11 protein-coding genes are annotated in these 12,664 nt (G+C 72.3%); 8 read left to right on the top strand and 3 right to left on the bottom strand.

Annotation, left to right across the window (positions count from 1 at the left end; genetic code table 11):
* Nucleotides 1-254: 254 nt before the first annotated feature.
* Genes FXF51_RS15630 through FXF51_RS15665 form a run of 8 tightly spaced genes read left to right on the top strand, consistent with a single transcriptional unit; the run spans nt 255 to nt 10,356 of the window.
* Nucleotides 255-1,643: an extracellular solute-binding protein gene (locus FXF51_RS15630; protein ID WP_262379551.1), complete on the top strand. Its 1,389-nt coding sequence runs from the start codon at nt 255-257 to the stop codon at nt 1,641-1,643.
* A complete protein-coding gene (locus tag FXF51_RS15635; protein WP_262379552.1) occupies nt 1,618-2,574 on the top strand; it encodes a carbohydrate ABC transporter permease in 957 nt (318 codons plus the stop codon). Before FXF51_RS15630 ends, FXF51_RS15635 begins: the two co-directional genes overlap by 26 nt.
* Nucleotides 2,571-3,389 (top strand): carbohydrate ABC transporter permease, encoded by an 819-nt coding sequence (locus FXF51_RS15640; protein ID WP_148435155.1) that lies wholly within the window; start codon nt 2,571-2,573, stop codon nt 3,387-3,389. The genes FXF51_RS15635 and FXF51_RS15640 overlap by 4 nt, the downstream gene beginning before the upstream one ends.
* Entirely contained in the window at nt 3,389-4,453 is a 1,065-nt protein-coding gene (locus FXF51_RS15645) for an ABC transporter ATP-binding protein (protein ID WP_148435156.1), read from the top strand. Before FXF51_RS15640 ends, FXF51_RS15645 begins: the two co-directional genes overlap by 1 nt.
* Nucleotides 4,450-5,670: a CehA/McbA family metallohydrolase gene (locus FXF51_RS15650; RefSeq protein WP_148435157.1), complete on the top strand. Its 1,221-nt coding sequence runs from the start codon at nt 4,450-4,452 to the stop codon at nt 5,668-5,670. The genes FXF51_RS15645 and FXF51_RS15650 overlap by 4 nt, the downstream gene beginning before the upstream one ends.
* Nucleotides 5,661-6,554, top strand: coding sequence for a TIM barrel protein (locus tag FXF51_RS15655; RefSeq protein ID WP_148435158.1), 894 nt, complete (start codon nt 5,661-5,663; stop codon nt 6,552-6,554). Before FXF51_RS15650 ends, FXF51_RS15655 begins: the two co-directional genes overlap by 10 nt.
* Nucleotides 6,551-7,630 carry a Gfo/Idh/MocA family protein gene (locus FXF51_RS15660; RefSeq protein ID WP_148435159.1) on the top strand — a complete coding sequence of 360 codons (1,080 nt, stop codon included), beginning with the start codon at nt 6,551-6,553 and terminating at the stop codon, nt 7,628-7,630. Before FXF51_RS15655 ends, FXF51_RS15660 begins: the two co-directional genes overlap by 4 nt.
* On the top strand, nt 7,627-10,356 hold the full coding sequence (locus tag FXF51_RS15665; RefSeq protein WP_148435160.1) for a glycoside hydrolase family 38 C-terminal domain-containing protein: 2,730 nt from the start codon (nt 7,627-7,629) through the stop codon (nt 10,354-10,356). Before FXF51_RS15660 ends, FXF51_RS15665 begins: the two co-directional genes overlap by 4 nt.
* 40 nt (nt 10,357-10,396) lie before the next feature.
* Here FXF51_RS15665 and FXF51_RS15670 read toward each other — a convergent pair whose 3' ends face one another.
* The 3 genes from FXF51_RS15670 to FXF51_RS15680 form a co-directional block, all read right to left on the bottom strand.
* Nucleotides 10,397-10,861: a tetratricopeptide repeat protein gene (locus FXF51_RS15670; RefSeq protein ID WP_148435161.1), complete on the bottom strand. Its 465-nt coding sequence runs from the start codon at nt 10,859-10,861 to the stop codon at nt 10,397-10,399.
* Nucleotides 10,858-11,043 (bottom strand): hypothetical protein, encoded by a 186-nt coding sequence (locus tag FXF51_RS15675; protein WP_148435162.1) that lies wholly within the window; start codon nt 11,041-11,043, stop codon nt 10,858-10,860. The genes FXF51_RS15670 and FXF51_RS15675 overlap by 4 nt, the downstream gene beginning before the upstream one ends.
* Nucleotides 11,044-11,143: 100 nt before the next feature.
* A complete protein-coding gene (locus FXF51_RS15680; RefSeq protein ID WP_262379553.1) occupies nt 11,144-12,601 on the bottom strand; it encodes a PucR family transcriptional regulator in 1,458 nt (485 codons plus the stop codon).
* Nucleotides 12,602-12,664: the final 63 nt, after the last annotated feature.

Consider the following 12,664-nt stretch of genomic DNA (forward strand, 5'->3'; position numbering starts at 1 on the left):
AGGGACGGAGCTCACCTCGTCACTATGGCATATTGTCATGACATTCGGATGTCCGCTATGTTGCGGATCACGTCCCGTCAGAGTCCACGGTTGTTCACTACCCGGCATCCCGGGTAGTGAAGATCGCCCCCGCGCCGGCATCGGCGCAGCATGCGGGCACGTCCTCGAATTTCGGCCAGGTCTTTACGTCATATGAATGTCATGACATATTGGCCCATGGCCTCCTCCCTTTAGGACTACGTCGGAGGGTTTGCATGGCATTGCGGAAACGGTCGATGGGTGTGGTCGCGGTCATCGCCGCCGCCGGTCTGGGGCTCGCCGCCTGCGGCCAGTCCTCCGGCGGAGGCGGCGACACCATCGAGCTGACGATCGCCCAGAACGCCATCGCCGGTGGCAAGAACGCCGCCGCGGCGAAGTTCGTCGCCGACTGGGTGATCCCCAAGTTCGAGGCGGCGCAGAAGGCCAAGGGGAAGGACGTCACGGTCAAGTTCGTTCCCAGCGGTGTCGACGACGAGCAGTACAAGACCAAGCTCTCCCTCGACCTCAAGTCAGGCAAGGGCGCGGACGTGATCGACATCGACGGCATCTGGGCCGGCGAGTTCGCCGAGGCCGGCTACATCAAGCCGCTGTCCGAGCTGGTCGGGGCGGAGGCCGACAGCTGGGACGGCTGGGCCCAGATCCCCGAGGCCGTGCAGGCCATGGCCGAGTTCAACGGCAAGAAGTACGCCCTGCCGGTCGGCACCGACGGCCGCGTGCTCTACTTCAACAAGAGCCTGTTCACCAAGGCCGGGCTGCCGGCCGACTGGCAGCCCAAGAGCTGGCAGGAGATCCTCGACGCGGGCGCCAAGCTCAAGTCCTCCGGCGTGCCCGTCCCCATCCAGATCAACGCCGGCACCGCGATGGGCGAGGCCACCTCCATGCAGGGCGTGCTGCCGCTGCTCGCGGGCGCGGGCGGCGAGGTGCAGCAGGACGGCAAGTGGTCCGGCGCCTCCCAGCCGATGAAGGACGCGCTCGGCCTGTACCAGAAGATCTACGGCGGCGGCCTCGGCGATCCCAGGCTCCAGCAGGAGGCCAAGGGCCGCGACAAGTCGTTCCAGCAGTTCGCCGAGGGCAAGATCGGCATCCTGATGGAGGGCGACTACTTCTGGCGCGGCGTGGTCAACCCCAAGACCGGCGTGGCCAAGATGGCCGACCGCGACCAGACCGTCGGGTACGCCATGATCCCCGCCATCGAGCCCGGCAAGGGCATTCGCGGCCAGGACTTCGTCAGCATGTCCGGCGGCGCCCTGCGCACGGTGAACCCCAGCAGCAAGCACCCGAAGGAGGCGTTCGAGCTGCTGGCCTTCACGCTCTCCCCGGAGGCGCTGAAGGAGGAGACCAAGGACGGCAACGTCCGCATCACCCCGCGCACGGACGTCAACAAGGAGATCCTGGCGGGCGAGCCCCTGCTGACGTTCATCTCGGAGAAGGTGCTGCCGGTGACGGCCTACCGGCCGCCGGTCGCGCTCTACCCGCAGGTGTCGGTGGCGCTGCAGGAGGCCACCGCCGCGGTCGCCGGCGGCACGGCTCCGGACCAGGCCGCGGCCGACTACCAGAAGAAGCTTGAGGGAATCGTCGGTGGCGCAGGCAACATCGCCTCCTGAAACCCCCGAGGCTCCCGAGGCTCCTGAGGCGGGCCCCGGCACGAAGGAGCCCTCCCGCTACAGCTCGGACGCGGCGGGCCTGGGCAAGGCGCGGGCAGGGGTCTTCATGGCCCCCGCCCTGCTGCTGATCGCCGCCTTCCTCGTCTTCCCCGCGCTCTGGGTGCTCTACCTCGGCCTGACGAACTACCGCCTGACGGGGATCGCCGCCGCCGAGCCGCAGTTCGTCGGCCTCGGCAATCTCCTCGACGCGGTCGCGAACCCGACGTTCTGGAGCTCTACCTGGCTGACCACGCAGTTCGTGCTGGGCTCGGCCGTCATCGGGCAGGTCGGGCTCGGCTTCACCATCGCGTGGCTGCTGCGCGACCGGCGCGGCCCGCTCAAGCGGGCGGTCGAGGGCCTGGTCATCCTGGCCTGGATCCTGCCCAGCGCCATCGTGTCGTTCCTGTGGGTGGCGCTGCTCGACCGCGACGGCGGCACGCTCAACGCGCTGCTCGGCATCCCCGGCACCGCCTGGCTGCTTGACCACCCGATGTTGTCGATCATCGTGTTCAACACCTGGCGCGGCACCGCGTTCTCGATGATGTTGTACGGCGCCGCGCTCGGCAACGTGCCGCCCTCGCACCTGGAGAGCGCCCGCCTGGCCGGCGCCTCCGGCTGGCAGCAGCTCAGGGACGTGGTGTTCCCGCACATCAGAGGGCACATCCTGACGAACCTGCTGCTGATCAGCCTGTGGACGTTCAACGACTTCACCCCCTTCCTGCTCACCGCCGGCGGCCCCGACGGCAAGTCGGAGATCCTGGCCGTGCACGTGTACAAGGTGGCGCTGCAGGGCGGCGAGCTGGGCTACGGCGCCGCCGTCTCCACGATCATCCTGCTGATCAACCTGGTCGTCGCGGTGTTCTACCTGCGGCTGTTGCGGAGCAAGAAATGACGCGGTTCGTCCTGGGCCGGATCGGGTTCTGCACGCTGATCGCCGTGCTGCTGGCGTTCTTCACGATCCCGCTGCTGTGGCTGGTGACCGCGCCCTTCACCACCGACCCCACCTACGAGGTGTCGGTGCCCGACTTCACCTGGGACAACTTCCTGGCGGTCGTGGAGCACCCGTACGCGCTGCCGTCGTTGTGGAACTCGGTCGTGCTGTCGGTCGGCACCGCCCTGCTGGTCGTGCTCTTCTCCGCGCTGGCCGCCTACGCGCTCAGCCGGGTTCGGCTGCCCGGCCGCGACGCCCTGCTGTACGCGCTGCTGCTGCTGTCGTCGATCATCACCGGCACGGCGGCCATGGTGCCGCTGTTCCAGCTCGCGGTGGAGCTGAACCTCATCGACTCGCAGCTCGGGCTGATCCTCATCCTGACCGGCGGCCTGCTGCCCGCGGCGATCTTCATGCTGAAGGACTTCATGGACGCCACGCCCAAGTCGTACGAGGAGTCGGCCCGCGTCTTCGGCGCCTCGCCGCTGCAGATCGTGCGCCACGTGGTGGTCCCCCTGGTACGGCCGGGGCTGGCGACCATCGCGGTGTGGGCCGTGGCCAACGTGTGGGGGAACTTCCTCATGCCGTACCTGCTGCTGAGCGACGTGGAGAAACAACCGGCGGCGGTGATCACGTACACGCTCTACACCGAGGGCGGGCAGGCCAACCTCAGCATGTTGTCCACGTTCGGGCTGCTCTACTCCATCCCGGTGGTGCTCATGTACCTGTTCGTCAGCAAGAAGTACGGCTTCCGCTTCCACGGAGGGATCAAGCGTTAATGGCCGCCATCGAACTACGCGGGCTGACCAAGGTCTATCCCGGCGGGGTGAAAGCGCTCGACGCGCTCGACCTGGCCATCCCCGACGGCGAGTTCTTCGCCCTGCTCGGGCCCTCCGGCTGCGGCAAGACCACGCTGCTGCGCACGATCGCCGGCCTGGAGACCGCCACCGGCGGCGCCGTGGTCATCGGCGGGCGCGAGGTGACGGGCGTGCAGCCGGGCGGCCGGGACGTGGCCATGGTGTTCCAGGACTACGCGCTGTTCCCGCACATGGACGTCACGGACAACATCGCCTACCCGCTGCGCATCAAGAAGGTCGCCAAGGACGCGCGCCGCGACAAGGCCGCCGAGGTGGGGGCCAGGCTCGGGCTCGACCACCTCATGGACCGGCGGCCCGGGCAGCTCTCCGGCGGGCAGCAGCAGCGGGTCGCGCTGGCCAGGGTGATGGCCACGCAGGCGCAGGCGTACCTGTTCGACGAGCCGCTGTCCAACCTGGACGCCCGGCTGCGGCTGGAGGCCCGCACGTTCCTCAAGAAGCTCCAGCGCGAGCTGGGGGTCACCACCGTCTTCGTCACCCACGACCAGGCCGAGGCGCTGGCGATGGCCGACCGGATGGCGGTCATGGAGGCCGGGCACATCCGGCAGATCGGCACTCCGGCCGAGGTCTTCCAGCGGCCCGCCAACACCTTCGTGGCCGGGTTCATCGGCTCCACCCCGATGAATCTGCTGGACGGCGCCGTGCGAGGTGACACGCTGGAGGTGGCAGGGTGCAAGATCGCGGTCCCCGCCTCCGCCGGCGGACCGCTGTCCGATGGGGAGGAGATCGTGTACGGCGTACGGCCCGAATACCTGGCCTACTCGGCCGAGCCCGCGGAGGGCGCGTTCGGCGGGCAGGTGGCCATCGTGGAGAACCTGGGCGCCTCCCACCTGGTGACCCTCGACGTCAACGACGTGACCGTGCAGGTCGTGGTGCCCGAGGGCAGCGAGCCCGCGGTGGGCGACGACGGCTACGCGCTGCCCCGGCGTGACCGGGCGCTGGTCTACCGGAACGGAGAGCTCGTGTGAGGGGGCACTGGTCGCTGGACGACCGGCTGGAGCGCATCCTGCGCGAGGTGCCGTTCGAGGTGCCGCCGGGGACGGCCGCGGTGCACGTGAAGCTCTCCTACGACAGGTCGCAGGGCGTGATCGACCTGGGATGCGGCGCCCCCGGCGGCTTCCGCGGCTGGTCGGGCGGCGCGCGCGACGAGTACACGATCACCCGCGACTGGGCCACCCCCGGCTACCTGCCGGGCGAGCCCGAGGCGGGCACCTGGAACGTGTGGCTGCGCCTGCACCGCATCCCGCCGCAGGGCCTGGACTACACGCTGGACATCTCCTTCGAGCGGGCCGCGCCGCCCGAGCCGGTGGCCGGGGAGCCGCCGCACGGCGAACGGCCGCCGCGCCGCGACATCCCGGACGTGGGCGGCCTGCGCTGGTACGCGGGCGACTTCCACGCCCACACCGTCCACAGCGACGGCACCCTCACCATCGCCGAGCTGGCCGAGCTGGCCCGCGGGCGCGGGCTCGACTTCCTGGCCGTCACCGACCACAACACGACCAGCCACCACCCCTGGCTGGCCACGATCGACCGGGGCGTCACGCTCATCCCCGGCCAGGAGGTCACCACCGACCGGGGCCACGCGAACGTGTTCGGCGAGGTCGGCTGGGTGGACTTCCGCGAGCCCGCCGACTCCTGGGTCGAGCACGCCGAGCGCGCGGGCGGGCTGATCTCGATCAACCACCCGCTCGGCGGCGACTGCGCCTGGCTGCTGCCGATCAGCCGCCGCCCGCGCGTGGCAGAGGTGTGGAGCTCCGGGTGGTGGGACCGCCGCTGGGGAGCCCCGCTGGCCTGGGCCGACGCCTGGCGCGACGACGTGATCGCGATCGGCGGCAGCGACTTCCACACGCACGGCTCCGACGGCCTGCCCGGCTCGCCCACCACCTGGGTGCTGGCTGAGAACACCGGCGCGGAGCCGTCGGGCGCTCACGCGGGGCCGGTGGGCGCGCACGCCGTGCTGGAGGGCGTGCGCGCGGGCCGCACCGCCGTGTCCACCGGCCCCGGCGGGCCGCTGCTGCTCAGGCTGGGCGACGAGCTGCTCGTCCTGGACGCCGACGGCCTGGTGCTGGTACGCCCCGACGGCACGCGGCAGGTGGTCCGCGGCGAGCGCGCGCTGCTGCCCGCCATCGACGGACCCCACCGGCTGGAGACCTACGAGAACGAGGTGATCGCCCTATGCGCGTGAGGAAAGTCGCCAACGCCCCCGTGAGCTTCGGCGTGTTCGAGCTGAGCGACGGCCCGCCGCCGCTGACCCCCGACGAGATGGTCCGCGCGCTGGCCGAGGCCGGCTACGAGGGCATCGACTCGGGGCCGATCGGCTACCTGGGCACCGGCTCCGAGCTGACCGACCGGCTGGCCGGGGCCGGGCTGCTGCTCTGCGGCGGCTGGGTGGACCTGCCCTTCCACGACGCGGACGGCTACGGCAAGGCGCTGCCGGGGCTGGAGGCGGCGCTGGACGTGTTCGCCGCCGCGCCTCCGGGCGACCTGCCGCCGCGGCCCACGATCGCCTGCCCCGGCACGCCGGAACGGTTCGCGCGGCCCGGCGGGACCGCTCCAGGGCTGCCGGCCGCCGAGTGGCCCGCGTTCGCCGCCCGGATCCAGGACACGACCGAGCGGTGCCGCGCGCGCGGGTTCGAGCCCGTCTTCCACCACCACCTCGGCACCCACGTCGAGACGCCCGACGACGTCGAGCGGCTGCTGGAGCTGACCGACGTGCAGCTCTGCCTCGACACGGGACACCTGCTGCTGGCCGGCGGCGACCCGGTCGCGGCGCTGCGCGCCTGGGCGGACAGGGTCGGGCACGTGCACGTCAAGGACGGCGACACGACCATCCTCGCCCAGGCCCTGGCCGACGGCGTGGACCTGCGCGAGCTGATGGGCCGCGGCGGGTTCGCCCCGCTCGGCGAGGGCGAGCTGGACCTGCCCGCCGTGGTGCGCACGCTGGACGAGATCGGCTACGCGGGCTGGATCGTGATCGAGCAGGACACTCTCCCCGGGCGGCGCACGGTCGCCCAGAACATCGCCGACCAGGCGGCCAACCGCCGGAAGCTGAAGGACTTGGGGCTTTGAGAATCGCGCTTGTCGGGTGCGGGGCCGTCACGCAGGCGGTCTACGTGCCGTTGCTGTCCAGGCGGCGGGACCTGTTCGAGGTCAGCGCCGTCTGCGACCTGTCGCGCACGCTGGCCGACGCCGTGGGCGACCGGCTGGGGGCGGCGCGGCGGTACACGGCGGTGGCGGAGATGCTGGCCGAGGGCGGGTTCGAGGCCGTCGTCGTGCTGGCGTCCGGCTCCCACGGCGAGACCGTGCGGCAGGCGCTGGCCGCCGGGTACGCGGTGCTGTGCGAGAAGCCGCTCGCGCTGACCAGGGCCGAGGTGGCGGCGCTGCCCGAGGGGCGGCTGATGGTCGGCTACATGAAGCAGTACGACCCGGCCGTGCGCAGGGCCGAGGAGCTCCTGGCCGAGCTGGGCGGGCCCGAGGTGATCAGGGCGGTCGAGGTGACCGTGCTGCACCCGAGCGGGGAGTCGCAGCTCGCGTTCGCGAACCTGACGCAGGCGGGCGATGTGGACGCCGGTCTGCTGGCCTCGTTGCGCGCGGCCGAGGGCGAGCTGGTGTCGCGGGCGCTGGGCGAGCAGGCCCCTGAGCAGGTGCGGCACCTGTACGGGGTGGCGCTGGGCTCCATCTGCCACGACCTGTCGCTCTTGCGGCGCTTCACCGGCTCTCCGGCAGAGATCTCCCACGTCGAGACGTGGGGGCCCGCGCCCGGCTCCATCGAGATCTCCGGGACGCTGCCCGTACGGGGCCGCTTCTCCATCCGCTGGCACTACCTGGAGGACTACCCCGCCTACCGCGAGACCGTGGCCATCCACCACGACCGGGGCTCGCTGGAGCTCGTCTTCCCCTCGCCCTACCTGATGAACGCCCCGACCAGGCTCACCGTGGTGTCCGGGAGCGAGAGCCGTACGCACTGGCGTGAAGTGACCGAGGCGTTCGAGGTACAACTCGCCGCCTTCCATGCTTACGTGAACGATGGCAAGCCGCCGCTCACCGACGCGGGCGGCGGGCTGGAGGACATCGTCACGGCGCAGCGCATCGCGGCGCGTTACGCCGTACAGCATGATCTGCCCCTGGGAGGCGAGGCAGCGTGACCACGGAGATCGTCGTCGTACCGCACACGCACTGGGACAGGGAGTGGTACGAACCCTTCCAGCGCTTCCGGCTGCGCCTGGTGGCGCTGCTCGACGAGGTGCTCGACACGATGGAGCGCGAGCCCGCCTACCACTTCACCCTCGACGGTCAGCTCGCCTGCGTGGACGACTACCTGGAGGTCAGGCCAGAGAACCGCGACCGCGTGGCGGCGCTGGTGGAGTCGGGGCGGCTGGCGGTGGGGCCGTGGCAGATCCTGCTCGACGAGTTCCTCTGCTCGGGCGAGAACATCGTGCGCAACCTGGAGCTGGGCATGGCCAGGTCGGACAAGCTCGGCGGCGCCATGCCGGTCGGCTACCTGCCCGACATGTTCGGACACACGGCGCAGATGCCGCAGATCCTGCGCAAGGCCGGGCTGCTGCACGCGTGCGTCTACCGGGGCGTGCCGCAGGCCGTCACGACGGACGCCTTCGCCTGGGTGGCGCCCGACGGCACGGCGCTGCGCACGCAGTACCTGCCGGCGGGCGGCTACGGCAACGGGGCCCACCTGTTCTCCGACGCGGAGGGCCTCGGGCAGCGGGCGGCGGGGTTCGTACGCACCATGCGGGAGTGGCACGGGCCCGACGGGCCGCTGCTGGCGATGTACGGCACCGACCACTCGGCGCCCGTGCGCGGGCTGCCCGGCATGGTGGCCGAGATCGGCGCCCGCATGGACACCCTGTCCGGATACATCGGCGCGTACTCCGGCGACGTGGCGGGGCTGCCGCGGGTGCACGGCGAGCTGCGCTCCCACGCCCGCGCCAACATCCTGCCCGGCGTCATCTCCGTCCGCCCCCACGTCAAGCAGGCCATGGGCCGCGCCGAGCGGATGGTCGAGCGCTACGCCGAGCCGCTGGCCGCGCTCTGGGGCGCGGAATGGCCCGGCCGCTTCCTCGACATGGCCTGGTGGCGGCTCGTGGACGCCAGCGGCCACGACTCCGTGACCGGCTGCGGCGTGGACGACACCGCCCAGCAGGTCGCCGCCCGCATCGCCGAGGCCGAACAGCTCGGGCAGGCCGTCCGCGACATGGTGACCGCCCGCCTGGCCGAGGCGGTGCCGTCCGACGGCGTGCTGGTCGTCAACCCCACCCCCGCCCCCCGGCACGGCGTCGTCATCGTGGACACGGCCGGCGCCGACCCGCTGGTGGACCCGTCGGGCGCGCCGGTGCCGGTGCAGCCGCTGGAGTACGCCGCCACGCTGCTGCTCGACGAGCCGATGGACCTGGCCACGGCCCTGACCCTGATCCACGGCACCGAGCTGTACGGGCAGCACATCACCGGCTACACCGTCGAGGACGGCACCCTCACGTTCACCGTGGCCAGGCAGACCTCCGTCGTCATCGACCCGGACGAGCTGCGTACCGCCGCCGCGGGCATCACCAGTGTCCGCATCCTCGCCGAGCCGCGCCGCACGGTGGCCGCCCTCGTCGAGGCCCCGCCGCTCGGCCACACCAGCCTGCGCCCCGCGCCGCGCGAGCGCGTGTACGGCGGCGACCAGGTGGAGCGGCTGCCCGGCCTGCACCACCCGTCCTGCTGGCTCAGCTCCGACTCGGCGCCCCTGCCGGTGCGCGGCGACACGACGGTGCTGGACAACGGGCTGCTGCGCGTCACGATCGAAGTCGACGGCAGCCTCACGCTCGTCGGCCAGGACGGCACCACCGTCACCGGCGCGGGCCGCATCGTCGACGGCGGCGACGTCGGCGACACCTACAACCACGCGCCGCCGCTGAGCGACCTGATCGTGTCGGAGCCGGTGGACGCGGATTTCGAGCTGGTCTGCACGGGGCCGCTGGTCGCCGTCGTGGACGTGCGGCGCACGTACCTGTGGCCCGCCTCGGGCGAGGGTCTGGAGGGCGCGCCCGAGGTGCCCGCCCTGACGCGCGGCGCCAGGATGGAGGAGATCGTCCTCACCACCCGGGTGGAGCTGCGCTCGGGAGAGCCGTTCGTCCGGCTGGGCATCACGTTCGACAACCGGTGCGACGATCACCGGGTGCGCCTGCACGTGCCGCTGCCCAGGCCCGCCGCGCAGTCGCACGCCGAAGGGCAGTTCGCCGTCGTCACCCGAGGGCTCACCGCGGAGGGCGGCTGCGGCGAGACGCCGCTTCCGACCTTCCCCGCCTCGTCGTGGGTGGCCGCCGGGGGAGTGGCGGCGTTGCTGGAGCACGTGACGGAGTACGAGGTGGTGGACGGGGAGCTGGCTCTCACGCTGCTGCGCTCGGTCGGCTACCTGTCCCGCAACCGCAACGTCTCGCGCCCCGAGCCGGCGGGGCCGCAACTGCCCACGCCCGCGGCGCAGTCCCGCGGGCTGCGGTCGGTGAGCCTGGCGCTGATGCCTTACCAGGAGGGATGGGACGAGGTGGTGCCGCAGGCGGAGGCCTTCCGGCACGACCTGCTCGTGGTGCCGGGGCTCGGCGAGCGGAGCCTGCCGCTGCCCTCGCCCGCGGCCGGGTTGTCGGTCGACGGGGAGGGGGTGGTGATGACGTCGCTGCGTGAGCGTGACGGGTGGCGGGAGCTGCGGGTCGTGGCGCTCACCTCCTCGGACACGGAGGCCGTGATCGGCGGGCGCTTCACCCGGGCACGCCGGGCCGACCTGCGGGGACGTCCGGGGGAGCCGCTCGACGTGACTGACGGGACGCTCCGGCTGCCGCTGGGCGGCTGGGAGATCGCGACGGTGCAGCTCTCGGACTGACCCCGCGCGGGTGATCTCGCGCGGGCGGGGCTGGCGCGGGTCAGAGGCCCAGGTGGCGCTGGGCCTCCTCCCGGGCGGCCCTGGCGCGGTCCTCCTCCGAGCGGGACAGGCCGAGCGCCAGCGCCCGGTCCAGATCCGCCAGCGCGCCACGGAAGTCCCGCAGCGCGATCCGGACCCGCCCCCGCCCGTAGAGCGCCCTGGCGGCGTTCCTGTCGAGGTCGAGGGCGTCGTTGTAGGCCGCCTCGGCGTCGGCGGGCGACCCCGCCTGCCACAGCGCGTAGGCCAGGAGCGTGCGGGCGCTGACGTCGCCCGGCATCCTGGCGACCGCCTGCCGGCCGAGCTCCACCGCCTCCCCCGCGTCGCTCATCGACAGCGACACCTCGGCCAGCGCGGTCAGCAGCACCTGGTTCCTGGCGAGCTGGAAGCCGCCGAGCCGCTCCAGCAGCTCGGGTGTCGGGTCGCCGACCGCCAGGCGGTCGCACAGCTCGTACGTGCCGGCGGTCACGGGACGGTGCCGTGGCCGAGGCCGCCCTCTTCCTGCCAGAGCCGGTCCCACGGCCCTCGTTGCCCGACGATCCCGCGCACTGCCCGGTCGAGGGTCGCCTCGTCCACCTCGATGAGCTGAAGCAGCGTCAGGTCAGTCAGCTCCGCGAGCCCGGTGCCGACCGCGCGAGCCGGTTGCGCCATAGAAAGTCCCTCCTTGGCCGCTGTGGCGATGATACGACGGGACTTTGGCCGAATGAAATGCCGATAAATGCCGAACCGGGGTGGTGACTAACGCGCCCGCTCAGTTGTGCAGCCCGAGTTGGCGGGCGGCCCGGATGGCCAGCCAGACCTCGGCGAAAGCCGCGCTGGACTCCAGGTCCCTGCCGGTGAGCTCGCTGAATCGGCGCAGCCGGTAGGCCAGCGTGTTGGGGTGGATGTGCAGGGCCGCGGCGGCGTCGCGCATATGGCGGTTATGTTCGAGCCAGGTCCGTACGGAAGCCAGCAAATACGAATTGTGTGCCTCGTCATAGGCGAGCACCTTGCCCAGCACGTATTCCACCAATGCGGTCAGCGTGGCGGGGTCCTCGGGCAGCCACCGGCCGGTGGTGTCGTCGCCGTACAGGACGAGGGCCCGGCCGGACTCGGCGGCGTGCGTGGCCGCCCAGGCGGCCTCCCGCTGGGCCACGCGGAGCGGCTCTCCCGGCGGGAAGGGGCGGCTCATGCCGGCGGCGACGCCCGGGACGGCGGCGACGGCGGGGCCGAGCGAGGAGGGGCCGAGGAGGTAGTGGTCGTCGCCCCGGCGCAGCATCAGATGGGGCAGGTCGTCCAGGGCGCGGCGCAGGGCGTCGTCGGGGACGCCGCGCACGACGAGCAGCGCCGCGTCGGCGTCCATGGACAGGCCGAGGCGGGCCAGGCGGCGGCGGGCGGCAGGCGGGTCGAGGAGGTCCTGCAGCAGCTCGGCCAGCGTCTCGGCGCCTTCCCTGCGCAGCGTCTCGCGCTCGTGCCTGGCCATCGCGACCTGGAGCGCGGCCACCGTGGCGATGTGCTGGACCACGGCCAGCCCGGCGGGGCGGGCGCCCTCGCGTTCGAAGGCCACCAGGTAGCCGGCCGGGCCGCCCGGGGCGGAGACGGGCAGGACGAAGCCGCCGGGGATCGTGGGCGGGGCGTCGGGCGTGGCGGGCAGCACGGCCGGCGCGGGCACCGGTACGCCGGGCAGGAGGGGGCGGCCCGAGCGGGTGGACAGGTAGACGTCGTAGCCGGACAGGCGTTCCAGGCGCTTGAAGAGCGTGGCCGTGTCCAGGTCTTCGGCGGCCAGCCAGCGCAGCGCCCCGAACACCTGGAGCTGGGCGCCGAGGCGGTGGCTGGCGTCCTCCCGCAGCGCGGCGGCGACCTCCTGCGCGATCGCGATGAACGGCACCGCCAGCGGCACCTCCAGCACCGGCATGCCGCGCTCCTCGGCGGCCTCGAAGAACGACGGGTGCAGCGGCGGCACGTGGAGCTGGGCCGACAGGGCCAGCGCCGAGACTCCCGCGTCGTCCAGCCGCTCCAGGTAGGCCCGCTGCCTGGCGGCCGTGCGGGGCACGCCGATGCCGGTGGTCATGATGACTTCGGCGCCGAGCAGCCACGGCGTCGGGTCGTCCAGCTCGCTCACGTGCGCCCACGACACGGAGCGGGACAGCCCGGCCTCGCCCGCGAGCACGCGGAGCTGGAGCGCGGGGGAGCGGAGAAGATCCTCCACGGTGAGTTTGTGGTCAGCCACAACACACACCGTAGTACTTCGTGGCGCCCACAATTGCCGCAGGTCAGAGGCGTGACGAACACT

Origin of the sequence: Nonomuraea sp. PA05, from assembly GCF_008086045.1 — a bacterium.
Taxonomy (GTDB): domain Bacteria; phylum Actinomycetota; class Actinomycetes; order Streptosporangiales; family Streptosporangiaceae; genus Nonomuraea; species Nonomuraea monospora.

Coding starts and splice junctions, on each gene's coding strand:
- FXF51_RS15630 (WP_262379551.1), top strand. CDS start 255: ATGGCATTGCGGAAACGGTCGATGGGTGTGGTCGCGGTCATCGCCGCC.
- FXF51_RS15640 (WP_148435155.1), top strand. CDS start 2,571: ATGACGCGGTTCGTCCTGGGCCGGATCGGGTTCTGCACGCTGATCGCC.
- FXF51_RS15645 (WP_148435156.1), top strand. CDS start 3,389: ATGGCCGCCATCGAACTACGCGGGCTGACCAAGGTCTATCCCGGCGGG.
- FXF51_RS15655 (WP_148435158.1), top strand. CDS start 5,661: ATGCGCGTGAGGAAAGTCGCCAACGCCCCCGTGAGCTTCGGCGTGTTC.
- FXF51_RS15675 (WP_148435162.1), bottom strand. CDS start 11,043: ATGGCGCAACCGGCTCGCGCGGTCGGCACCGGGCTCGCGGAGCTGACT.